A 23,369-nucleotide genomic window follows, 5' to 3' on the forward strand; every position below is an offset into this window, starting at 1 on the left:
AGAGCGTAAGGGGAAGGGGAAGGGGAAGAGGCGCAGTCCAAGCGTGGGGTCGACTGGCCGGGCACTGAGTTGGCCGGGCAGTGGGCATGCCGGGACGCCCAGCTCCAACGCCCTCTCCGACTCGGCTAGTCCCCGGGCGCCGGGTGGTTGCGGAACACCCGACGTGCCCTCAGCTCAGCGGCGCGAAGGTAGAGCTCACGCCGCAGGTCACGGTCCGCGGGGTAGGAAAAGGGGCGCACGACCCGCCCGGCCCGCTTCGCCTGCCGGATGCGCTGCCGTTGCGCATCAGTGGCGTACTGGTCCACCAAGGAGAGCGGGATGGTGGTGATGAGGGCGGGACCGGTGGTGGTCACCCGCCCCCCGTCCAGCTCCCCGTCTAGCCCCAGTCCACGCCCCAGATACTCCGCCACCAGGTACGGGGCCGGGTTCGCCCCGGCGGCCGTGAGGTAGTAGTGGTTCCGGCCCAGCCGTGGGTTCATCTCCAAGAACTGGGCCACGCCGGTACGGGGGTCGATCTTGGTGTCGAACATCGCGAAACCGTGCCAGTCGAGCGCCTCCATCAGGGTGATCCCCTGGTCCGCGATCACCGGGTGTGCGGAGGCCAGCACCGCTCGCGCGTTGCCCTCCAGGCCGGGAGCATGGTCCTCGACGATGACCTCTCCGTAGGACACGAGCCGGGTGGAACCGGCGCGGTCACGGAAGAACGTGGCGATACCCAGCTGCGAGTCCGGCCCGGGCACCATCTCCTGGACGATCAAGGCTCCTCTATAGCCGGCCTCGCTGGCCTTGCCGAGGAGGGCCTCCACTTCGGCTGCTCCCCCTCCCCCGGCGCCTGGGTCGGAGCCTTCATCGGAGCCTGCGTCGGCCTCAGTGTTGGCGTCTGCACTGGCGCCTGCGTCGGTGCCCTCGATGATGTGCACCTTGCGCCGGCCCTCGAAGCGGATATCCGCCCACGCCCCGCCATCACCGGCCTTGAGGATCACTGGGTACGTCAGGCCCAGTCCGGCAGCGAACCGGCGCGCGGCCTCGGGGGTGTGGGAGCCGGCGTCGTAGGTGGCGGTCTTCGGGTACGGCACTCCGTACCGCTCGCACAGCGCGTAGAAGTTCTCCTTGAGGGCTGCCGCGTCCAGGGCGTCCTCATCCGGATAGGGAACGGTGTAGCCGGCAGCCTCGAGGGTCTCGCGATGACGCACGGCGAAGCGGACGAGGTGGTCATAGCTGGCCAGCAGCAGGAGCGGGCGGCGGGGTTCCCCGCGCAACTGCCCGGCGACCCGCACCAGGGCGTCGATGACGGGCTGCTCCTCCGTCATGGGCCCGGCCGGGAACGCCTCCAGGATGGCGGAGTGCTTGAGGTTGCGATTCAGGGACGTCGGGACCACCGCGGAGGTCACGCCATACGCCTCGTGGAACTCCCGGGCCAGGGAGTACGCGCCCACGTCGCCGCCGGTGATCACCGGAACGAAGGGCTGCCCCGCGGGAATGGCTGACGGGCTGACTGAAGGCGTGGCCGAGGAGGCAGCGGGGTCTTCCATGGCTTCGATGCTACCGGCGGCTAGGGTGGGGGTCGTGCCAAATCTAGCTTCCCCGTTCGGTTCCCCCACCCCCTCCGGCCAGGATTCCCGGCCCCTGACCGTCCGGCGGATCACTCCCGCAGACCATGGGCGGTTCCTGGCGGAGCACCCCGGGGCCTCCTTCCTTCAGAACCCGCAGTGGCCCGGGGTGAAGATCGACTGGCGTGGGGATTCCCTGGGCTTCTTCGACGGCCAGAGTCTCAAGGCCACGGCCCTGGTGCTCTTCCGCCGGCTGCCCGTCCCGGTGCCGGTGCTGAAGAAGCGCTCCCTCGCCTACATCGCCGAAGGACCGGTGTTCGACCCGGCGGCCGTGCAGCTGGAGTCCGTCCTCGTCCCGCTCGTGCAGTATCTCAAGTCCCGGGGCGCGTTCCTCGTCCGGGTGGGCCTGCCGGGCGTCGTGAACCGCTGGGACGGGTCCGAGGTCCGCAAGGCCCTGGCCGCCGGCACGCACCGCTCCGTCACCGACCTCACGCCCCTCCACACCGAACCCGCGGCCGAGGACGTTCGTTCCCGCCTCCTGGCCCTGGGCTGGCAGGCTCCGTCCGCGTCAGAGGAGTTCGAGGCCGGGCAACCCCAGTTCCAGGCACGCATCCCGCTGCAGCCGGAACTGGACATCGCGTCCGATGGCACCAGTGCTGAACCCAACAAGAACGGTGAGTCCCCCGCCCTGGAGGCTGCCCTGAACCGGATGGACTCGACGTCCCGCCGGCAGACCCGCAAGTCGACCCGGTCCGAGCTCACGGTGTCCGTGGGCACGGTAGAGGACCTGCCGGCATGGCAGGCCCTCTACGAGGAGACCGCGGCTCGTGACGGCTTCACCGGGCGACCGCTCTCCTACTTCCAGCGCATGTTCGCCGAGTTGAATTCCGCGGGCTCGGGTGGCTCCGCGGGCTCGGCTGGCTCTGCGGGCTCGGGTGGCTCCCGTGGCTCCCGTGGCTCCCGTGGCTCCCGTGGCTCCGAGGACAACACAGGGGACAGCGCAGTGGACTCGGCAGTGGACACCGAGTGCACCTTGTACCTGGCCCACTTCGGCGAGCAACTACTGGCCGCCGCCATCTACGTCCGCCAGGGCCAGTTCGGGTGGTATGTCTACGGGGCCTCATCCTCAGAGGAACGCAAGCGCTACGCCCCGCGGGCACTGCAGCTGCGACAGATCCAGGACTCTCTCGCTGCCGGGTGCACCTGGTACGACCTCGGCGGGATGAGCCCCTCACTGGACCCGGAGTACGAGCTGGCCGGGCTGACCCGGTTCAAGACGACCATGGGGGCCGACGTAGTCCAGACCCTCGGCGAGTGGGACTACCCCGTGAACCGGGTGCTGGCCCGCGGCTTCAATCTCTACATGTCCCGCCGGGGCTAGTCTCCCGGTCAGTGCCCGAACACGTCCGCGTCCTGGCGGGTCTCCGACGGGACGCCGGCATCGAGCGCATCGACGGCCGCGAGGTCATCGGCCGTGAGCTCGAAGGAGAACACGTCCAGGTTCTCCCGCTGCCGCTGCGGGTCAGCCGACTTCGGGACGGCGATCCGCCCCTGCTGCACGTGCCAGCGCAGCACCACCTGCGCTGGCGTCCGCCCCAGCCGTGAGGCGATCGAGGTGATCTCCGGGCGGTCGAGCAGCTCGCTCCCCCGCCCGATCGGGGTGTAGGCCGCCGTCAGCACTCCGGCCGCGGTGTTGGCCTCCTGCACGTCCTGTTGGGCATCGGTCGGCTGGCAGTGGATCTGATTGACGCTCGGCACCAGTCCCGCCTCCAGCAGCCGCTGCAGGTGTGAGGGCTTGAAGTTGGAGACGCCCCAGGACCGGATGAGTCCGGACTCCGTCAGCTCGGCCAGCGACTCGCACGCCTGTACATAGCGGTCCAGACCCGGGTTCGGCCAGTGCACCAGGTACAGGTCGAAGTAGTCCAGCCCGGCCCGCTCGAGCCCGGCCTCGAGACCGGCGCGCACCGTGTCCACGGGCCCATGCCACTCCCGGTTGAACTTGGAAGTCACGAAGACCTCGTCCCGGCTGATCCCGGAGCCGACGACGGCGCGCCCCACCGCGTCCTCGTTCCGGTAGTTCTCGGCCGTGTCCACGTGCCGGTACCCGGCCTCCAGCGCGCTCGTCACCGCCTTGCTGCACTCGGTGCCGGTCAACGGCCAGGTGCCGAGCCCGATCAGAGGGATCTGGACAGCCGCGCGGGCGTTGCTGGTGCTGGTGTTGCTGCCGGTGCCGCTGCCGGTGCCGGTGCCGGTGCCGGTGCCGGAAAGCAGAGCATATCTCTGGGTGACCATGGCACCCAGCCTGTCACGCCGGCGGCGGGAAGATCCACCGGCCCTTAGTACACAGCCCTTAACAAATAGCCCTTAACAAACAGCCCTTAACAAACAGAGTGACCTGCCCCCGTCACTCAGGACGGGGTCAGGTCACTCTGGCTTGGTGCAGGTCTGGTGCTGGCCGGTGCCGCGACCCTCAGCGAGGGCCAGCGGCACCAGCGGCACCAGCGGAGCTGAGCCCTAGCAGGGGCTCAGCGGTATCAGCCGCGGAAGTCGCCGCCCATACCGTAGTCGTCCAGCGAGATCGCGTGGAACTCCGGCGTGGCCGAGGAATCCAGGCCCGGGTAGTCGAAGTCCGCGAAGCCGGCCGGCCCGGTGAACAGGTTGGCCTTGGCCTCCTCGGTGGGCTCGACGTTGACCTTGGTGTAGCGATCCAGACCGGTGCCGGCCGGGATCAGCTTGCCGATGATCACGTTCTCCTTCAAGCCCAGCAACGGATCCGACTTGCCCTCCATGGCCGCCTGCGTCAGGACGCGGGTGGTCTCCTGGAAGGACGCGGCGGACAGCCACGAATCGGTGGCGAGCGAGGCCTTGGTGATGCCCATGAGCTCGTCACGACCGGAGGCCGGCTGGCGACCCTCCGCCACGGCCTTGCGGTTCGCGGCGGTGAAGCGGGCGCGGTCCGTCAGCTCGCCCGGCAGCAAGTCGGTCTCGCCCGACTCGATGACGGTGATGCGGCGCAGCATCTGGCGGACGATGACCTCCACGTGCTTGTCGTGGATGCCCACACCCTGGGACTGGTACACGTCCTGGACTTCCTGGACCAGGAACTTCTGGGCGGCCCGGGGACCGAGCACACGCAGCACCTGCTTCGGATCCACGGCACCGGCGACCAGCTGGGTACCGACGCCCACGTGCTCGCCATCGGACACCAGCAGACGCGCACGGCGCAGCACCGGGTAGGCGATTTCCTCGGAACCGTCGTCCGGGGTGAGCACCAGCCGCAGTTGCTTCTCGCCGTCCTCGATGACCACGCGGCCGGCGACCTCGGAGATCGGCGCCACACCCTTCGGGGTACGGGCCTCGAAGAGCTCTTGAATACGGGGCAGACCCTGGGTGATGTCGTCTGCGGAGGCGACACCACCGGTGTGGAAGGTACGCATGGTGAGCTGGGTACCCGGCTCACCGATGGACTGTGCGGCGATGATGCCCACGGCCTCGCCGATGTCCACGAGCTGACCCGTGGCCATGGAGCGGCCGTAGCACTTCGCGCAGGTTCCGACGGCGGACTCGCAGGTGAGCACGGAGCGCACCTTGATCTCGGTGACGCCTGCGGCGATGTACGCGTCGATGGCGACGTCGCCGATGGCCTCACCGGACTGGCCCAGGACGGTGCCGTCCTCGGAGGTGACTTCGACCGCGAGGGTCCGGGCGAACGAGGAGTTCTCCACGGTCTCGTGGCGCACCAGCTCGCCGTCGGCGTTCGGCACGCCGATGATCTCGGTCAGACCGCGCTCGGTGCCGCAGTCCTCCTCGCGGACGATGACGTCCTGGGACACGTCCACCAGACGACGGGTCAGGTAACCCGAGTTGGCGGTCTTCAGCGCCGTATCCGCGAGGCCCTTACGGGCACCGTGGGTGGCGATGAAGTACTCGAGCACGGACAGGCCCTCACGGTAGGAGGACTTGATCGGACGCGGGATGATCTCGCCCTGCGGGTTGGCCACGAGGCCACGGATGCCGGCGATCTGCCGGACCTGCAGCCAGTTACCACGAGCACCGGAGGTCACCATGCGGTTGATGGTGTTGAGCTCCGGCAACCCCTTCTTCATGGCGGCGGCAACCTCGTCGGTGGCCTTGTTCCAGATGTCGATCAGCTCGGAACGGCGCTCTTCGTCAGCGATCAGACCCTTCTCGTACTGGGCCTGGACCTTGAGGGCCTGGTCCTCGTACCCGGTCATGATGGACGCCTTGTCGAAGTCCGAGGTGATGTCCGAGATGGCCACGGTGACGCCCGACCAGGTGCCCCAGTGGAAGCCGGCGTCCTTGAGGTTGTCCAGCGTCTGGGCGGTCTGCACCATCGGGTACCGCTCGGCCAGGTCGTTGACCAGTGCGCCGAGGGTGCCCTTGGTCGCCTGCGTGGACAGCCACGGGTAGTCGACCGGGAGCAGCTCGTTGAACAGCACCACGCCGAGGGTCGTGTCCAGCACGGCCGAGGTGCCCTCTTCCCAGCCCTCGGGGGCCGGGCTCTGGACGGACGGGATGAACCCGTCCACGGTGATCTTGACCGGGGCGTTCAGGTGCAGCTGGCCGGCGTCGAAGGCCATGATGGCCTCGGCGACCGACGAATACTCCGACCCGGCGCCGACCTCGTCCTCACGCACGGTGGTGAGGTGGTTGAGGCCGATGATCATATCCTGGGCCGGGACGGCCACGGCGCGGCCATCGGAGGGCTTCAGGATGTTGTGGGAGGACAGCATCAGCAGTCGCGACTCGGCCTGCGCCTCAGGGCTCAGCGGCAGGTGCACTGCCATCTGGTCACCGTCGAAGTCGGCGTTGAAGGCGCCACAGACCAGCGGGTGCAGCTGCAGTGCCTTGCCCTCCACCAGCATCGGCTCGAAAGCCTGGATGCCGAGGCGGTGCAGGGTGGGTGCACGGTTCAGCAGCACCGGGTGCTCGGTGATGACCTCTTCCAGCACGTCCCACACCTGCGGGCGGAAACGCTCCACCATCCGCTTGGCGGACTTGATGTTCTGGGCGTGGTTGAGGTCCACCAGGCGCTTCATCACGAAGGGCTTGAAGAGCTCCAGCGCCATCTGCTTCGGCAGGCCGCACTGGTGCAGCTTGAGCTGCGGGCCCACCACAATCACGGAACGGCCGGAGTAGTCCACGCGCTTGCCGAGCAGGTTCTGGCGGAAGCGACCCTGCTTGCCCTTGAGCATGTCGGAAAGCGACTTCAACGGACGGTTGCCCGGCCCGGTCACCGGACGGCCGCGACGGCCGTTGTCGAACAGCGAGTCCACCGCCTCCTGGAGCATGCGCTTCTCGTTGTTCACGATGATCTCGGGGGCCCCGAGATCCAGCAGACGCTTCAGGCGGTTGTTGCGGTTGATCACGCGGCGGTACAGGTCGTTCAGGTCGGAGGTCGCGAAGCGGCCACCGTCCAGCTGCACCATCGGGCGCAGCTCCGGCGGGATCACCGGGACGGCGTCCAGGACCATGCCCAGCGGGGAGTTGTCCGTGGTGAGGAACGCGTTGACGACCTTCAGGCGCTTCAGGGCACGCGTCTTGCGCTGGCCCTTGCCGGTCTTGATCACCTCACGCAGGAACTCGGCCTCGGCTTCGAGGTCGAAGGTCTCCAGGCGCTTCTTGATGGACTCGGCGCCCATGGAGCCCTCGAAGTACTGTCCGTACTTGTCACGCATCGCACGGAACAGGCCCTCGTCGCCCTCGAGGTCGGCGACCTTGAGGTTCTTGAAGCGGTCCCAGATCTTCTCCATCCGGTCCAGCTCGGCGTCGGCCCGCTTGCGGATCTGCGCCATGGTCTTGTCCGCGGAGTCCCGGGCCTTCTTCTTCTCGGCGGCCTTGGCCCCCTCGGACTCGAGCTTGGCGAGGTCCTTCTCCAGGTCACCGGCGACGGCGGCGATGTCGGAGTCGCGGGTGTCCGTCAGGTGACGGGTCTCCTGGTCATGCTCGGCCTGCAGGTTCGGCAGGTCGGCGTGGCGTGCCTCGTCGTCCACCGAGGTGATCATGTAGGCCGCGAAGTAGATGATCTTCTCGAGATCCTTCGGGGCCAGATCCAGCAGGTAGCCCAGGCGGGAGGGCACGCCCTTGAAGTACCAGATGTGGGTGACCGGGGCGGCCAGCTCGATGTGGCCCATCCGGTCGCGACGCACCTTGGAACGGGTCACCTCGACGCCGCAGCGCTCACAGATGATGCCCTTGAAGCGCACGCGCTTGTACTTGCCGCAGTAGCACTCCCAGTCCCGGGTGGGGCCGAAGATCTTCTCGCAGAAGAGTCCGTCCTTCTCGGGCTTCAGGGTGCGGTAGTTGATGGTTTCGGGCTTCCTGACCTCGCCGTAAGACCAATTGCGGATCTCGTCCGCGGTCGCGAGGCCAATGCGCATGTGGCCAAATGATGAGTTGTCGTTGGACATGGTCCGTTGAACTCCTGATTCGTAACGTTGATGAAGTCTGGGGTGGGACGGGGAACGGGTGTTGCTCAGACCTCTTCAACCGAGCTGGGCTCGTTGTGGGACAGGTCGATGCCCAGTTCCTCGGCGGCCCGGAAGACTTCATCCTCCGAGTCACGCATTTCAATCGCGGTGCCGTCGGCGGAGAGGACCTCCACGTTCAGGCACAGCGACTGCATTTCCTTGATGAGGACCTTGAAGGACTCGGGAACGCCCGGCTCCGGGATGTTCTCGCCCTTCACGATGGCCTCGTAGACCTTCACACGACCGTGGATGTCATCCGACTTGATGGTCAGCAGCTCCTGCAGCGTGTAGGCAGCGCCGTACGCCTCCAGGGCCCAGACCTCCATCTCACCGAAGCGCTGGCCACCGAACTGTGCCTTACCACCCAGCGGCTGCTGCGTGATCATGGAGTACGGACCGGTGGAGCGCGCGTGGATCTTGTCATCCACGAGGTGGTGCAGCTTCAGCATGTACATGTAGCCCACGGAGACCGCGTCCGGGAACGGCTCGCCGGAGCGGCCGTCGAACAGGGTGGCCTTGCCGTTGGTGCCCATCAGGCGGTCGCCGTCACGGGTGACGTTGACGTGGCCGAGCAGGCCCTCGATCTCGTGGGCCTCGGCACCGTCGAACACCGGGGTGGCGACGTTGACCGGACCGGAGGACCGCGGGAAGTTCGGCAGGTCCTTGATCCACTCCGGCTCGCCCTGGATGTCCCAGCCGCGGGAGGCGGCCCAGCCCAGGTGCAGCTCCATGACCTGGCCCAGGTTCATGCGGCCCGGAACGCCCAGCGGGTTCAGGATGATGTCCACCGGGGTGCCGTCCTCGAGGAACGGCATGTCCTCCATCGGCAGGATCTTGGAGATGACGCCCTTGTTGCCGTGGCGGCCGGCCATCTTGTCACCGTCGGTGATCTTGCGCTTCTGGGCCACGTACACGCGGACCAGCTGGTTCACGCCCGGGGGCAGGTCGTCGTCCTCGTCGCGATCGAAGATGCGCACGCCGATGACGGTGCCGGACTCACCGTGGGGCACCTTCAGGGAGGTGTCACGCACTTCGCGGGACTTCTCGCCGAAGATGGCGCGCAGCAGGCGCTCCTCCGGGGTCAGCTCGGTCTCGCCCTTCGGGGTCACGCGGCCGACCAGGATGTCCCCGGCCTCGACCTCGGCACCGATGTGGATGATGCCGCGCTCGTCGAGCTGCGCCAGGACCTCGTCGGAGACGTTCGGGATGTCCCGGGTGACCTCTTCCGCGCCCAGCTTGGTGTCACGGGCGTCGACCTCGTGCTCCTCGATGTGGATCGAGGTCAGCACGTCATCGGAGACCATGCGCTGGGACAGGATGATGGCGTCCTCGTAGTTCAGGCCCTCCCAGGGCATGAACGCGACGAGGAGGTTCTTGCCGAGCGCCAGCTCGCCATGGTCCGTGGCGGGACCGTCGGCGATGATGGACAGCTTCTCCACGCGGTCGCCCTCGGTGACCCGGACACGCTGGTTGTAGGCGTTGCCCTGGTTGGAGCGGGCGAACTTCATGATCGGGTAGTGGCGCATCGTGCCGTCGTCGTTCATGACGGTCACCATGTCCGCCGCCACCTCGGTGACGACGCCGGGGGCGTCGGCCGTGATGGAGTCTCCGGCGTCGACGGCGATGTACTTCTCCATGCCGGTGCCGACCAGGGGCGCCTCGGCCTGGAGCAGCGGCACGGCCTGGCGCTGCATGTTCGCTCCCATGAGGGCGCGGTTGGCGTCGTCATGCTCGAGGAACGGGATCAGCGCCGTGGCGGCGGAGACCATCTGTCGCGGGGAAACGTCCATGTAGTCGATGTCGTCCACGGTGGACAGCACCGGCTCGCCACCGCCGCCGCGCTGGCGGCAGAGCACGAGGTCCTCGGCGAAGGAGCCGTCGTCGTTCAGCGGAGCGTTGGCCTGGGCGATCTGGGCTTCCAGCTCGTCATCGGCGGTGAGGTAGTCCACCTGCTTGGTGACGATCCCGTCCACGACCTTGCGGTACGGGGTCTCGATGAAGCCGAACGGGTTGATGCGCCCGAACGTGGCCAGCGAGCCGATGAGGCCGATGTTCGGGCCTTCCGGGGTCTCAATGGGGCACATGCGGCCGTAGTGGGACGGGTGCACGTCACGGACTTCCATGCCGGCACGGTCACGGGACAGGCCGCCCGGGCCGAGCGCGGACAGGCGCCGCTTGTGGGTCAGGCCCGCCAGCGGGTTGTTCTGGTCCATGAACTGGGACAGCTGGGAGGTTCCGAAGAACTCCTTGATCGAGGCCACCACGGGGCGGATGTTGATCAGGGTCTGCGGGGTGATCGCCTCGACGTCCTGGGTGGTCATGCGCTCACGCACGACGCGCTCCATGCGGGACAGGCCGGTGCGGATCTGGTTCTCGATCAGCTCGCCCACGGCGCGGATGCGACGGTTGCCGAAGTGGTCGATGTCGTCGACCTCCACGCGCACCTCGACGTCCTCGCCGGCGCGCTTGCCGGTGATCGTCTTCTCGTTGGCGTGCAGGGCCACGATGAAGTGGACCATCTGGACGATGTCGTCCTGGGTCAGCACGGAGGCGTGCGGATCGGACAGCGGCATGTCCACGCCCAGCTTGCGGTTGAGCTTGTAACGGCCCACCTTCGCCAGGTCATAGCGCTTCGGGGTGAAGTACAGGTTGTTCAGCAGGTTCTGCGCGGCGTCCACGGCGGCGGGCTCGCCCGGGCGGAGCTTGCGGTAGATGTCCAGCAGTGCCTCGTTCTGGCCCTCGGTGGGGTCCTTCTCGAGGGTGGCGCGGATGGAGTCGTACTGGCCGAACTCCTCGAGGATGCGGGACTCGGACCAGCCCATGGCCTTGAGCAGCACGGTGACCGGCTGCTTGCGCTTGCGGTCGAGGCGGACGCCGACCTGGTCGCGCTTGTCCACCTCGAGCTCGAACCAGGCACCCCGGGACGGGATGATCTTCGCGGTGAAGATGTCCTTGTCACTGGTCTTGTCCGGGGTGCGCTCGAAGTAGGCGCCGGGCGAGCGGACGAGCTGGGACACGACGACACGCTCGGTGCCGTTGATCACGAAGGTGCCCTTGTCCGTCATGAGCGGGAAGTCGCCCATGAACACCGTCTGCTGCTTGATCTCGCCGGTGTTGTTGTTCATGAACTCGGCCTTGACGTACAGCGGAGCGGCGTAGGTGGTGTCGCGCTCCTTGCACTCGTCGACCGGCATCTTCGGGTCCGAGAACTCCGGATCGGTGAAGGACAGGGACATGGTGCCCTGGAAGTCCTCGATCGGGGAGATCTCCTCGAAGATGTCGGCGAAGCCGGACGTGACAGCCACGGAGTCGTCGTTGATCTCGCGAGCGTGGGTCACCCGTTCGGCCCAGCGATCGTTGCCCACGAGCCGGTCGAACGACTCGGTCTGCAGGGCCAGCAGGTCCGGGACCTCCAGCGGCTCATGAATCTTCGCGAACGAGATTCGGCCGGCACTGGCGCCGGAGCGGGGCGAGACGCCCCCGGGGAAATTAGCGGTTTCGGTATTTGAGGTGCTCGAGGCGACCAAGAGGGATCCTTCCACAGACCGTCTTTACTTCCGTGCACTCCCCCACTGGTCCACAGCACCGGGGCCTACCGCTATTTGAAGGCCAGACCGAATGCCACACCGAGATGCCCCCGGACACGACCGGTGGCATGACAAAGTGGACTTCAGGGGAGACGTAAGGAACCATACTAACTTTCGGCACGCCCGAAGTCCAGTCGGTCTTGTTCCCGTGGCTGTGAATATGCTAGGAAACCGGCGTGCGCGCCCGGCCCAGCCGCCGCCCCACCACCGGCCATGTCCCGACGCCGGCCGTCACCGCTCGCTGCAGGCCCGGTCCCAGCGGGCGTTCAACCCACCGGTGCAGCAACCACGCGGCACCCAGGATCGCCGCGAGGGTGAGGACCAGCACCACCTCGCGCGGCAGGTAGGGCGAGAGCAGGAAGATCAGCCACCATCCCCACAGCTGGTGCAGGAGGTAGACAGGATAGGTCAGCTGTCCGGCCAGGGTCATCCCCGGAACCTTGAGGGAGGCCAAGGGGGTCAGCACGATGAGTGCCACCAGGACGAACAGCCCGGCGACGATGGCCACAAAGGCCCAGAAGGGGTAGTCGTAACCGGTGAGCTTGACCGTCTCTGCCTGCTGGACGCGAGCGGACCACAGGCTGCCAGCACCCGCGTTCAGCACGAACACCACCCACCGCAGCGGGGTGTGGCCGAATTTGAACAGCAGGAACAGTGCCATCCCGGCGGCGAACAGGGCCGAATACTGCGGGAAGAACACGTGCTCCACCCAGTCGATGGGCTGGCCGGCCGCATGCAGGCCGAAGTACAGCGCGTTGCCGAGGATCGGCCACGCGAAGGCGAACACGAGCACCCGGCCCACCGTCATGCCGATGAGGGTGAAGGCGAGGATCCAGAGGTAGAACTTCATCTCCACCCACAGGGTCCAGTACACGCCGTCGATATGCCCGACGCCGAGGCCGCCCTGGAACATCGTCAAGTTCGCCAGGATGTCCACCGGCGACCGCTGGGTACCCATCTCCGGCCAGAGGACGAAGGTCAGCGTGGCGGCGGCCAGCACCGCGACCCAGTAGGCCGGGTAGAGACGCCCCACCCGGGACCCGATGAACCTCGCCGGTGACTTCCCATAGGAGGAGAGCAGGATCACGAAGCCGGAGATGATGAAGAAGAGCTGGACGCCGAGCGCTCCGACGGAGCTGAACTGGCTCAACCACGGCCATGCCTCGGCGGCCGGCTCCCCGTGGCGGCCCCAGTGACCGTGGTGCCAGGCGGTCCAGTGGAAGAGCACCACGGCGAGGGCGGCGACCAGGCGGAGCCCGTCCAGTAGGGCCAGGCGGGGGCGAGGCCGATCGGCCGTCTGCTCCTGTGCCCGGTGATCAGCCTGCTGACCAACCCGGTGATCTGCTTGCTGACCAACCCGGTGATCAACCTGCTGGTCTACCTCGATCCGCGGCAGTTCCGTCGTCGCGACCATGGCCGGCGCCCTCCCTCACGTACCGAGCCGCGCCGCGCTCTGGTTCCCGTCCCCGCGCGTCGGGCTCTGCTTGCATCCCGTCCTTAATGATTTCGTTACCTTACGAAGCCCATCTGGGCGGTCGCTGGGAATCCGATGAGAACAGGACTGGACCGGGATTGCTGAACCGGGGCTATTGAACCGGAGTTAAAGCAGTCCGGCCCCACCCTCCCCGCGTGAGCGGGTCGGATGGGACCGGACTGAAAGAGACGAACAGCGGCTCAAGCCGCCGTCATCACTTGAGGGTGACGGTGGCGCCGGCGCCCTCGAGGGTCTCCTTGGCCTTGTCGGCAGTCTCCTTGTTGACGCCCTCCAGGACGGCCTTCGGAGCGGAGTCGACGAGGTCCTTGGCTTCCTTCAGACCCAGGGAGGTCAGTGCGCGGACCTCCTTGATGACGCCGATCTTCTTGTCGCCGGCGGCCTCGAGGACCACGTCGAACTCGGTCTGCTCTTCCTCGGCCTCAGCGGCAGCGGCGGCCGGAGCAGCGCCGGCAGCGGCGACCGGAGCGGCAGCGGTCACTTCGAACTTCTCCTCGAAGGCCTTGACGAACTCGGACAGCTCGATGAGGGACAGCTCGGAGAAGGCCTCGAGCAGCTCTTCGGTGGACAGCTTAGCCATGGTGGGCTCCTTTACTTCCGTGTGATCACGGATGAGTTTTCACGGATGTGATGGTGTGGGGTGGCCGCGAGAGCGACCGGGGTGGTGTTACTCGGCGGCCGGCGCAGCTGCGCCACCCTGCTCCTCGACCTTCGCGCGCAGGGCTTCCACGGTGCGGACAGCCTGCGAGAGGGGGGCCTGGAACAGGTAGGCGGCCTTGGTCAGGTTGCCCTTCATGGCACCTGCCAGCTTGGACAGCAGAACCTCGCGGGACTCAAGGTCCGCCAGCTTCTTCATGCCCGCCTCATCGAGGAACTGGCCCTCCATGTAGCCGCCCTTGACGACCAGGGCCTCGTGGGTCTTGGCGAAGTCGCGCATGGCCTTGGCTGCGTCCACCGGATCACCGGAGACGAAGGCAATAGCGGACGGGCCGGACATCTTGCCCTTGAAGGCATCGACGCCGGCCTGATCGGCCGCAATCTCGGTCAGCGTGTTCTTCACCACGGCGTAGGTCGCATTCTCACCGAGTGCACGGCGGAGCTGCTTGAGCTCGGCCACGGTGAGACCACGGTACTCCGTCAATACTGCTGCGGTGGAGGTGCGGAAGAGTTCCGCCAGCTCCGCCACAACAGCGTTCTTTTCAGACGTCGCCATGGCACTCCTTCCATTGCTGTGGGGCCGGTACCCCCTGACAATGAAAAACGCCCCGTGCAGGTGCACAGGGCGTGGCGTTGACGTCACGGCGGACCTGGGTCCAGCCATCCTTCAAGCGTTGCTCGGTTTCACCTGCGCAGGTCGCCTCCATCGGGAGAGCTTTACGGACGGGCATCCAGAGGTTCAGGGAACATCCGGGTACCTGCCGACCGGCGGTCTTTGGTGCAACCGATCTTAGGCCCGACGCCGGCCATTCACCAAATCGGCGAGAATCCGGCACGTGGCCGGCAGGAGCTCGGCACGAGGCCGACAGGAAGTCACCAGGAGGCCAGTAGGCGGCCAGCAGGAGGTCCAACCCTCACCGGCGCACCGCAGACAGGATGGGGGCCGAGGAGGGGGACGTGGACGCCGGGCCGGTCGAGCCACGGACCTGCAACCCAGAAGCCAGCCGGAGTTGGTGCACGGTCCGCTCTCCCGCCATGCGGGCCAGCAGCAGGTCCACGGCCGCGCGGCCGGCCTGCTCCACCGGGGCGTCCACACAGGTCAGACCCGAATGCACGAAGTCCGAACCATAGGTGTTGTCGTAACCGGCCACGGAGACATCTCTCGGGACGTCCACACCGTTGGAGATCAGGTGCCGGAGGATGCCGACGGCCAGCTGGTCGTTGTACCCGATGATGGCGGTCGGTTTCCGCGCCCAAGCCAAGGCAGCCGCGGCGGCCCCCTGGCCGATCAGTGGCTTGAACGGCCCCGTGGTGATCAACTCGATCCCCAGAGCCTGGGCCACCTCGTCCTGGGCCTTCTGGCGCAGGACGTTGCTCCACGCATTGTGCGGCCCCGCGCAGTACACGATCTTCCGGTGCCCCAAGGCATGCAGGTGCTCGATCAGATGCCGGCTGGAATCGGCATCCCCGGCCACCACCGAGCTGATGCCCGCCACCTCCCGGTTGAACAGCACCAGCGGCCGACGCCGTGCCATCTCCCGCAGCTCGGCATCAGAGGTCCAGCGGGCCGCGGCGACCACACCGTTCGCATCCCCGGTCAACCGTTCCAGGTGCGTCCGCTCCATGGTGGCAGATTCTTCGGCATCGCCCAGGGTCACGAGGTAGCCGGCCGAGCGCGCCTGGCTGACGGCACCTTTGAGGAGGTCAGCGAAGAAGGGGTTGGCCAGGTCCTGCACCAGGAGATTCACCGCACGGGAGGAGGCCGCCGGGCTCGCGGCCGCACGCGGGGGCTCACGCCGGTATCCCAACCGGGCGGCCGCGTCCATGACGCGCTCCACAGTCTGGAAGTTCACCCGGTCTGGCCGCGTGAACGCCCGGGACGCCGTGGACGGGGCCACACCGGCCTCCCGGGCCACGTCTTCAAGGCGAATCCTCGCCGCAGCGGCATCGTCCCGTTCAACATCCATGGTGTTGTCAACTTTTCGCGTGAGGTGGACAGGGCCGGCATGGTCTCAGCCGGGGCGGGTGCCACCGACTGGACATGCAGGATCTTTCCACTCTTTGCCGTGATCCGTCCAGCATGAGTTTGTCCATCGATCCGCTTCATGACGGGCCATGAGCCACAAAGGCCGCGTCACAGTCCTCTCATTTCCGCAATTTTTGGCAATCGACTGGCAATCACTTTCGGTTCATGCCATTCTTCTGTCCACCTCGAATGATGTGAGCGGCATCACCGCCCGCATCCACGGCATATCACCGCACCCGTCTTATCCCCGAGTTATCCCCCAAGGAGCCGGACATGAAACAACGCACCCTGATGACTTCCGCGGCCACCCTGGCCGCCGCCGGACTTCTGCTGTCCGGCTGTGCCTCGAACTCCGGAGGCGGAGGCGGAGGCGACGAGTTCCCCACGGAGGACATCCGCCTCGTCGTGCCCTGGGCCGCCGGCGGCTCCGGCGACCTCTCTGCCCGCACCCTGGCCCCGCTGCTCGAGGACGAGCTCGGCGTCAGCGTCATCGTGGAGAACCGCCCCGGCGCGAACGGCTCCGTGGGCTACAACTGGCTCAAGGAGCAGGAGCCGGACGGCTACAACCTCTCCATGCTGGGCGCCGAGGTGGCCACCCTGCAGTTCATGGACTACGACATCAAGCCGGCCGACTACGCCTTCCTCGGCAAGATCCTCGAGGGCCCCGGCGCGATCGCCGTCAAGGCGGACAGCCCCTACGAGACCCTGCAGGACCTGATCGACGCCGCGAAGGCGGCTCCGGGCGAGATCACCTACTCCTCCCCCGGCGTCGGATCCGTGTGGGACAACCCCGCCCAGGGCTTCCAGGAGATGGCCGGCATCGAACTGACCAACGTTCCCTATGACGGCTCCGCCCCCTCGATCGCCGCGGCGGCGGCCGGTGACGTGGACTTCTCCATCGACGCCATGGGCTCCCAGAAGGCCCAGGTGGACGGCGGCGAGCTGCGCTACCTGGCCGTCCTGGCGGATGAACGCGTGGAGGACTTCCCGGATGTGCCCACCGCAGCCGAGCAGGGCGTCGATCTGCAGAACGCCTCCTTCACGGGCCTGATGGCTCCTGCCGGAACCCCGGACGACGTCGTCCAGGCTCTCTCGGACGCCATCGTGGCGGCCACTGAGGACGAGGACTACCAGTCCGTCATCGAGCAGTCCAACCTGGTCCCCGTCTCCGTTCCGGCCGGGGAGTTCACCGAGTTCATCCAGGCCGAGGAAGAGCGCTACGGCCCGTGGATCGAGCTCGCGAAGTCCAAGCAGGGCTAGTCGTGTCCACGCCTGACACCTCTGGTTCCACGACCGGTTCCACGACCGGTTCTTCTGCCGGGACCGCGGAACGTCCCGGTGATCATCCGGAGGACCTGGTCCTGCTGAAGAATCTGCCGTACCGACTGCGGGAACTGATTCCCGTGGTCGCGTCGGTCGGCCTGGGAATCACGATCCTCGTCCTGGTCGGTGGCATCACCGACCGGGGCGGGGATGCCCTGGGCCCACGGTTCTGGCCGACGATGCTCGCCTGGGCCCTGATCGGGCTCGGCGTCCTGCTGGTGTTCACGAACGTGCTGCGTGGGGTCCGCCCCTCAGACATCCCCGAGGACATGAACTGGACCGGGATCGGCCAGATGGCGGCGACTTTCGCTGTCCTGATCGGCTACCTGCTGCTGTTCAACGTCCTGCAGTTCTGGCTGATCACCATGGTCGTCACCGTGGTGCTGCTGTTGCTCTACGGCATCCGGAACTGGAAGGTCCTCGTCTTCCTCCCGATCATCATCGGTGCCCTGCTGCACCTGTTGTTCATCGTCCTCTTGAAGGTGCCCCTGTGATCCCCGAACTCCTTCTCCAGCTTCCCCTGCCCATCGCGGCGAACGCCGTCACCGACGGCATCGGCGTGGTCCTGCAGTGGGACACCCTGCTGTACATCGGCCTGGGCATGCTCGTGGGCATGCTGGTCGGCGCGTTCCCCGGCGTCACGGCCACCATGGCCGTGGCCCTGGCCTCCGGCTTCACGCTGACCATGGACCCCATCCAGGGCCTGGCCGTGCTGTTGACGATCTACGTGGCCGCGCAGTTCGGCGACCGGGTACCGGCCATCCTCATCAACACCCCCGGCACCCCGGCCTCGATCGCGACCACCTTCGACGGCTACCCCCTGGCCAAACAGGGCAAGGCCGGCCTGGCGATGACGGCCTCCGCCTTCGGCTCCGCGTTCGGCATGATCATCGGCATCATCGTGCTCTCGCTGTTCGCCATCCCCCTGGCCGGCCTCGCCCGCCAGTTCGGGCCACCGGAGATGTTCGCCCTCGTGATCTTCGGCCTGACGATGATGATCGGCGTCTCCTCCGGCCGCATCTTCAAAGGCCTGGTCGCCGGCGCCTTCGGCCTGTTGCTGGCCACCGTGGGACGTGACCCGATCACCGGTGACCAGCGCTTCACCCTGGACATCCTGGAACTCAACGGCGGAGTGCCCTTCATCCCCGTGATCATCGGTCTGTTCGGTGTGGCCGAGGTCCTCAACCAGATGGTCACCCACCGCCGCAACGCGATCCAGGACAAGCCCATCAGCCAGCTGGGACAGTGGATGCCGGACCGGGCGATGTTCCGCCGGCTGATCAAGCCCATGGGCATCGGCGCCGGCACCGGCTCCGTGGTGGGCCTGGTACCGGCCGTCGGCGGGGACATCGCCGGCATCATCGCCTGGGACAACGCCAAGCGATTCTCCAAGCGCAAGGACGAGTTCGGCAAGGGCTCCATCGAGGGCCTCACCTCCGCCGACACCTCATCCACCGCCACCCTCGGCGGCTCCGTCACCACCACCATGGCACTGGGCGTGCCGGGCGACTCGGTCATGGCCGTCCTGATCGGCTCCATGATGATCTGGGGCATCCAGCCGGGGCCGGCCCTGTTCACCAACGATCCCTCGCTGGTCTACACCCTGGCGACGATCCTGCTGGTGGCCACCGTGCTCTCGCTGGGGCTGTCCCTGGTCCGCATGAAGTCGATGGTGAAACTGCTGGAGCTGAAGAACCAGTACCTCTGGATCATCATCCTGGTGTTCTGCATGGTCGGCACCTACTCCATCAGCAACTCCGTCTTCGACGTCTTCGTCATGCTGATCATGGGACTGATCGGGCTGTTCATGCTCCGCTTCGGTTTCCCCGCTGGACCAGCCGTCCTCGGCCTGATCCTCGGCCCCCTCGCGGAATCCAACCTGCGGCGCACCCTGATCGGGGACGGCTGGACCGGATTCCTCACCAGCCCCATCGCCCTGGTGCTCTTCGCCATCTCGGCCGCAGCACTCCTGCTGCCCCCGCTGCGCCAGATGCGCCTGCGCCGCAAGCAGGCCCTGAAGGGCAAGGACGAGGGACTGTCCGTCCTGATCCCCTGACCGGGATCTCCACCACCAACTACGACGACGGCGCCTCCTTCCTGATGGAAGGGGGCGCCGTTGCCTGTGGTCACCTCAGTGAGCCGAACGGCTCAGAACACCACCGGTTTGCCGGTGCGGGAGGATTCGTACACCGCCAGCAGGATGCGCAGGGACTTGGTGGCCTCCTCGCCCGTCACGGCGGGGGTGCCGCCGGTGCGGACGGCGTCCACGAAGTCGGCCACCTGGGCCCGGTGCCACGGGATCAGGGCACCGTTGATGGCGGCCAGGTCCACGTTGGGGTTGAGCGAGGACGGCCAGGTCTCCTGGGCGCCGACGCTGTCCCCGGCCGCCCAGATGTCCACCCGCCCGTCGGTGCCCTCGGGGAACTCGGTCACCTGCGCGGTGGCACCCGTGGAACCGGTGACGCGGACCTGGACGCCGAGCGACGGGGTGACGGCGGTGGAGGCCTGCACGGTGGCGATGGCCCCGGAGGCGAACCTGAGGGTCGCCACGGCCGAGTCCTCGACCTCGATGTGGTCGCCGTGCACGAAGGTCGCCATGTGCCCGTGCACCTCGACCACCTCGCCCATGAACCACTGGAGCAGGTCGATGTAGTGGATGCCCTGGGTCATCAGCACCCCGCCGCCGTCCGAGGCCCAGGTGCCCCTCCAGTCGGTGGCGGAGTAGTACTCGGGTTCCCGGTGCAGCAGCACGGAGCAGTGGCCGAGGATCGGGGTGCCCAGCGTCCCGTCGTCGATGGCGGCCCGGATCCGCTGGGCGGCGGGCCAGAACCGGCGCTGGAACAGCACGCCGAAGGTCACGGAGGCCTCGCGGCAGGCGACCACCATCCGCTCGGCGGCCTCGAGGTCGATCGCGATGGGCTTCTCACACAGCACGTGCACACCGGCGGCGGCGGCCTCCGTGACGACGGCCTCGTGGGTGGGGTGCGGGGTGCACACCGAGATCAGGTCGATCCCTCGTCCATCGGCACCCCGCCAGGCCAGCAGGTCCGTGACGGAGCCGAAGGCATGCTGGATCCCGTGAGCCGCGGCGACCGCACCGGCCCGCTCGGCGTCGATGTCACACAGGGCCACCACCTCGACGTCCTGCAGGGCCCGGTAGGCCTCCAGGTGGTTGCGGAAGATCGCCCCACCTCCGGCGATGCCGACGCGCAGGGTGCGGTTCTGGGTGCGGTGCTGGGTGCGGTTCTGGGCGCGGTGCTGGGTGCGGTTCTGGGCGCGGTGCTGGGTGCGGTTCTGGGTTCCAGGTCGGGCGGTGCTCATGCGTGGACGTCCTCTGGGGTGCTTGGTCCGGGTTGGTTCGGGTTGGTCCGGGTTGGTCCGGGGTGATTCGGGCTAGACGCCGGCGTCCCCGCCGAGGTGGGTCCGCGTGAGATGCCGGCCCGCGGCATAGGCGCGAGTGACGGCCGAGCCGATCGTGGCCCCGCCTCCGGGATAGGCGTCCTTGAAAACGGTCGCCGAGCAGTTGCCAGCGGCATACAGTCCGGGCAGCGGGGCCCCGTTCCAGTCCAGGACTCGTCCGTCCATGTCGGCGCGCAGGCCACCCGCGGTGCCCAGGGCGCCGGGGTGCAGCTGCACGGCGTAGAACGGTGGGTCCGCGAGCGGTGCCAGGCAGGGGTTGGGGAGGTTCTGCGGGTCTCCCAGGTGCCGGTCCTGGGCGGAGGACCCCCGGCCGAACTCCGGGTCCTCGCCGCGTTCCGCCGCCGGGTTGAAACGGGCCACGGTCTCCTCGAGGCCGGCCGGGTCCACGCCGATGATCTGCGCCAACTCGGCCAGCGTGTCCGCCCGGACCATCCAGTCCGGGGCCTCGGCGGGCTCGGAGAAGACCGGGTTCCCGGCGACGGGGTACCGGGAGACGAACCGCGAGTCCATCACCAGGTAGGCCGGGATATTGGCGTACTGGGAGGTCTCGGGGTCGATGTTCGCGAAGACCCGGGAGAAGTCGTGGTAGTTCAGGGCCTCATTGACGAAGCGGCGGCCGGCGGAGTTCACCACGATGCCGCCGGGCAGGGTGGCCTCCACGTTGCCCATCCGGCCCGAGGGCCGGCCGTCGTAGATGGCACCGTGGGCGGTGATCACGGGCACGCCCCAGATGTCCGTGGTCTCCGTGAAGGAACCGCCCACGGACAGGCCCAGCTTCAGTCCGTCCCCGGCATTGCTGGGCGCGGAGATCGGGGTGACGGGGAATTTGAGCAGGGTTCCGGTCAGCTCGGTCGACCATTCGAAGCCGCCGGAGGCGATGACCACGGATGCGGCCGTGATCTCCCGCTCTCCGGCCACCGTCACCTGCCAGCCGCCGGAGTACGTCTCCTTGCCAGCGTCACGCTGCAGTCCCGTGGCCGGGGCAGCGGCCGCGATCACGACGCCGGCCTCCCAGGCCGAGGCGGTCAGGGCACCTGCCAGCGCCCCGCCCATCGTGCGCACCCCGCGCTCGGCGCGGCCGGCAAGCAGCGCGGGATCGGGGGCCGCGCCGTGCAGCTGGTCCCGTTCGTCCATGGTCAGCAGCGGCAGGTAGGTCGGTGGACGCAACGTCTCCGCCAGTCCCGGCACCACAGAGGGGTCGAACTCCCGGTGGTCCAGACCGCGGCCTCCGGCCGTGGCCCCGGGCCATTCCATGTGATAGTCGGGCCGGAACAGCGGGGCGTAGTCCACCCGTGTGTTCTCGTCCAGGAAGCGGACCGCTTCCGCGGCAGTGGAGACGTACCAGGAGATCTCCTCCTCGGAGAGTTTCCCACCCGTGGCGGCGCGCAGGTAGGCGGCGGCGTCCTCGGGGGTGTCCGTGAAGTCACGCGATCCCATGAGGTGGTTGTCCGGGGCCCACATCACGCCTCCCCCGGCGGCGGTGGTGCCGCCGAGCCGGTCGGCTTTCTCCAGCACCAGGACCGAGGCACCGGCCTGGGCGGCCACGAGGGCCGCGGTCATCCCGGCGCAACCGGAGCCGATGACGACGAGGTCATAGCGGTCGGCGAGCTCGGGCACGGAGGTGAGGAGGGAACGGGTCTCCACTGCATCGGTCATGGCCGGGTGGCTCCTTCACGTGATTCAGACCATTCAGAGCGTTCAGAGCGTTGCGGGAAGTCGATCGCGATTTTCCCGACGCCGGCGGTCGGGTCGACCAGGGTCGTGAAGGCCGCGTCGAGCTCGGTGAACGCGAAACGGTGGGTCAGCAGGGCACCGATGCTGTCCTGATGGCGGTCCAGCAGGTCCAGCGCCTCGCCGATGAGGTTCTGGGAGTTGCGCGAGCCGAGCAGGTCGATCTCCTTGACCGGCAGGGTGCGCAGGGTCAGACGCAGTTCCGCGTCGGAGATGCCGACGCAGACCACGCGGCCGGCCGTGGCCACCAGGTCCACCCCGGTGGCCACCGAGGCGGGGGCACCGGTGGCGTCGATGACCAGGGACGGACCATCGCCGCGGGTGAGCTGGTCCAGCTCGGTCCGCTGCGCCGCCGTCGGGAAATCCCCGGGAGTGACGGTGAAGGTGCGGTCCGCGCCCAAGGCCGCGGCCAGTGCCAGCCGGGACGGGTTCATGTCCGAGACGGTGACGTCACAACCCAGGTCCTTGAGGTAAACGGTGGCCAAGAGGCCGATCGGTCCGGCTCCGGAGACGAGGACCGTCTCTCCGGCCTCGGCGCGGCCGCGGTTGACGGCCTGCATGGCGATGGAGGCCGGCTCGGACATGGGCGCCAAGGACAGCTCCAGTCCGTCCGGGACCCGGTACAGCTTCTCCAGCGGGACGGCCTGTTCGGTCACCAGCGAGCCATCCTCGTAGCAGCCGTAGACGCTCATGTGCCGGCAGGCGTTGACGCGTCCGATGGAGCAGGCGTGGCACTGCCCGCAGTAGAACATCGGCGAGATGGCCACCCGATCGCCCACGGCCCAGCCGCCGGTCCCCGAATCCGTGCCCGAACCCAGGTCCGTAGGCATGTCCGAGGGGTCGAGCGCGGCGATGGTTCCGGCAGCCTCATGACCTTGGATGATCGGCAGCTCGGTGGCGTAGTCGTCATCCCAGATGTGCGCATCGGTGCCGCAGAGGGTCACGGAAGCCATCCGGATGACCGCCATGCCCGGCGCCGGCACCGGTGCCGCGATGCTGCGGTACTCGATGGCGCGGCGGCTCGTGGTCACGGCGGCGGTGGCGGTGCGGGCGGTGCTGGTTGCCGGGGCGGGGGTGGTCGAGGTCATGAGA

Annotated in this window: 15 protein-coding genes; 4 read left to right on the top strand and 11 right to left on the bottom strand. The window is 67.7% G+C overall.

The window, feature by feature from the left end:
• Window positions 1-125 precede the first annotated feature (125 nt).
• A complete protein-coding gene (locus tag C8E99_RS08330; protein ID WP_115931899.1) occupies window positions 126-1,532 on the bottom strand; it encodes a carboxylate--amine ligase in 1,407 nt (468 codons plus the stop codon).
• 34 nt (window positions 1,533-1,566) lie between these two features.
• Between C8E99_RS08330 and C8E99_RS08335 the strand changes: the two genes are divergently transcribed.
• Window positions 1,567-2,931 carry a lipid II:glycine glycyltransferase FemX gene (locus tag C8E99_RS08335; protein ID WP_245952187.1) on the top strand — a complete coding sequence of 455 codons (1,365 nt, stop codon included), beginning with the start codon at window positions 1,567-1,569 and terminating at the stop codon, window positions 2,929-2,931.
• Between the two features lie 8 nt (window positions 2,932-2,939).
• On the opposite strand, the gene C8E99_RS08345 is transcribed toward C8E99_RS08335, so the two are convergent.
• The 7 genes from C8E99_RS08345 to C8E99_RS08375 all read right to left on the bottom strand — a co-directional run bounded on the left by C8E99_RS08345 (window position 2,940) and on the right by C8E99_RS08375 (window position 15,744).
• Window positions 2,940-3,842, bottom strand: coding sequence for an aldo/keto reductase (locus C8E99_RS08345; protein ID WP_115931900.1), 903 nt, complete (start codon window positions 3,840-3,842; stop codon window positions 2,940-2,942).
• A 242-nt stretch (window positions 3,843-4,084) separates the two neighbouring features.
• Window positions 4,085-7,981, bottom strand: a complete 3,897-nt coding sequence (locus C8E99_RS08350) for a DNA-directed RNA polymerase subunit beta' (protein ID WP_115931901.1) — start codon at window positions 7,979-7,981, stop codon at window positions 4,085-4,087.
• Window positions 7,982-8,046: 65 nt separating this feature from the next.
• The gene (rpoB, locus tag C8E99_RS08355) at window positions 8,047-11,568 is read right to left on the bottom strand and encodes a DNA-directed RNA polymerase subunit beta (protein WP_115931902.1); all 3,522 of its coding nucleotides are present in this window, start codon (window positions 11,566-11,568) and stop codon (window positions 8,047-8,049) included.
• A gap of 223 nt (window positions 11,569-11,791) precedes the next feature.
• Complete coding sequence (locus tag C8E99_RS08360; RefSeq protein ID WP_115931903.1) at window positions 11,792-13,042, bottom strand: acyltransferase family protein; 1,251 nt, start codon at window positions 13,040-13,042, stop codon at window positions 11,792-11,794.
• Window positions 13,043-13,316: 274 nt separating this feature from the next.
• On the bottom strand, window positions 13,317-13,700 hold the full coding sequence (rplL, locus tag C8E99_RS08365; protein ID WP_115931904.1) for a 50S ribosomal protein L7/L12: 384 nt from the start codon (window positions 13,698-13,700) through the stop codon (window positions 13,317-13,319).
• 87 nt (window positions 13,701-13,787) lie between these two features.
• Window positions 13,788-14,333 carry a 50S ribosomal protein L10 gene (gene rplJ / locus C8E99_RS08370; protein ID WP_115931905.1) on the bottom strand — a complete coding sequence of 182 codons (546 nt, stop codon included), beginning with the start codon at window positions 14,331-14,333 and terminating at the stop codon, window positions 13,788-13,790.
• A gap of 358 nt (window positions 14,334-14,691) precedes the next feature.
• Window positions 14,692-15,744: a LacI family DNA-binding transcriptional regulator gene (locus C8E99_RS08375; protein ID WP_115931906.1), complete on the bottom strand. Its 1,053-nt coding sequence runs from the start codon at window positions 15,742-15,744 to the stop codon at window positions 14,692-14,694.
• Window positions 15,745-16,076: 332 nt separating this feature from the next.
• Between C8E99_RS08375 and C8E99_RS08380 the strand changes: the two genes are divergently transcribed.
• Genes C8E99_RS08380 through C8E99_RS08390 form a run of 3 tightly spaced genes read left to right on the top strand, consistent with a single transcriptional unit; the run spans window position 16,077 to window position 19,182 of the window.
• Window positions 16,077-17,063 carry a tripartite tricarboxylate transporter substrate binding protein gene (locus tag C8E99_RS08380; protein ID WP_115931907.1) on the top strand — a complete coding sequence of 329 codons (987 nt, stop codon included), beginning with the start codon at window positions 16,077-16,079 and terminating at the stop codon, window positions 17,061-17,063.
• A 2-nt stretch (window positions 17,064-17,065) separates the two neighbouring features.
• Window positions 17,066-17,620, top strand: coding sequence for a tripartite tricarboxylate transporter TctB family protein (locus tag C8E99_RS08385; protein WP_170144563.1), 555 nt, complete (start codon window positions 17,066-17,068; stop codon window positions 17,618-17,620).
• Entirely contained in the window at window positions 17,617-19,182 is a 1,566-nt protein-coding gene (locus C8E99_RS08390) for a tripartite tricarboxylate transporter permease (protein WP_245952189.1), read from the top strand. The genes C8E99_RS08385 and C8E99_RS08390 overlap by 4 nt, the downstream gene beginning before the upstream one ends.
• A gap of 92 nt (window positions 19,183-19,274) precedes the next feature.
• On the opposite strand, the gene C8E99_RS08395 is transcribed toward C8E99_RS08390, so the two are convergent.
• The 3 genes from C8E99_RS08395 to C8E99_RS08405 all read right to left on the bottom strand — a co-directional run bounded on the left by C8E99_RS08395 (window position 19,275) and on the right by C8E99_RS08405 (window position 23,365).
• Complete coding sequence (locus C8E99_RS08395) at window positions 19,275-20,447, bottom strand: Gfo/Idh/MocA family protein (RefSeq protein WP_115931909.1); 1,173 nt, start codon at window positions 20,445-20,447, stop codon at window positions 19,275-19,277.
• Between the two features lie 72 nt (window positions 20,448-20,519).
• Entirely contained in the window at window positions 20,520-22,202 is a 1,683-nt protein-coding gene (locus C8E99_RS08400) for an FAD-dependent oxidoreductase (RefSeq protein WP_115931910.1), read from the bottom strand.
• Window positions 22,199-23,365 (bottom strand): zinc-binding dehydrogenase, encoded by a 1,167-nt coding sequence (locus tag C8E99_RS08405; RefSeq protein ID WP_115931911.1) that lies wholly within the window; start codon window positions 23,363-23,365, stop codon window positions 22,199-22,201. Before C8E99_RS08405 ends, C8E99_RS08400 begins: the two co-directional genes overlap by 4 nt.
• Between the last annotated feature and the right edge of the window lie 4 nt (window positions 23,366-23,369).

It is taken from the genome of Citricoccus muralis, from assembly GCF_003386075.1.
GTDB classification, from domain to species: domain Bacteria; phylum Actinomycetota; class Actinomycetes; order Actinomycetales; family Micrococcaceae; genus Citricoccus; species Citricoccus muralis.

Bases quoted from the DNA above. Each gene is read 5' to 3' on its own strand.
- C8E99_RS08330 (WP_115931899.1), bottom strand. From the start codon at position 1,532: ATGGAAGACCCCGCTGCCTCCTCGGCCACGCCTTCAGTCAGCCCGTCA.
- C8E99_RS08345 (WP_115931900.1), bottom strand. From the start codon at position 3,842: ATGGTCACCCAGAGATATGCTCTGCTTTCCGGCACCGGCACCGGCACC.
- C8E99_RS08350 (WP_115931901.1), bottom strand. From the start codon at position 7,981: ATGTCCAACGACAACTCATCATTTGGCCACATGCGCATTGGCCTCGCG.
- C8E99_RS08360 (WP_115931903.1), bottom strand. From the start codon at position 13,042: ATGGTCGCGACGACGGAACTGCCGCGGATCGAGGTAGACCAGCAGGTT.
- rplL (WP_115931904.1), bottom strand. From the start codon at position 13,700: ATGGCTAAGCTGTCCACCGAAGAGCTGCTCGAGGCCTTCTCCGAGCTG.
- rplJ (WP_115931905.1), bottom strand. From the start codon at position 14,333: ATGGCGACGTCTGAAAAGAACGCTGTTGTGGCGGAGCTGGCGGAACTC.
- C8E99_RS08375 (WP_115931906.1), bottom strand. From the start codon at position 15,744: ATGGATGTTGAACGGGACGATGCCGCTGCGGCGAGGATTCGCCTTGAA.
- C8E99_RS08380 (WP_115931907.1), top strand. From the start codon at position 16,077: ATGAAACAACGCACCCTGATGACTTCCGCGGCCACCCTGGCCGCCGCC.
- C8E99_RS08395 (WP_115931909.1), bottom strand. From the start codon at position 20,447: ATGAGCACCGCCCGACCTGGAACCCAGAACCGCACCCAGCACCGCGCC.
- C8E99_RS08400 (WP_115931910.1), bottom strand. From the start codon at position 22,202: ATGACCGATGCAGTGGAGACCCGTTCCCTCCTCACCTCCGTGCCCGAG.
- C8E99_RS08405 (WP_115931911.1), bottom strand. From the start codon at position 23,365: ATGACCTCGACCACCCCCGCCCCGGCAACCAGCACCGCCCGCACCGCC.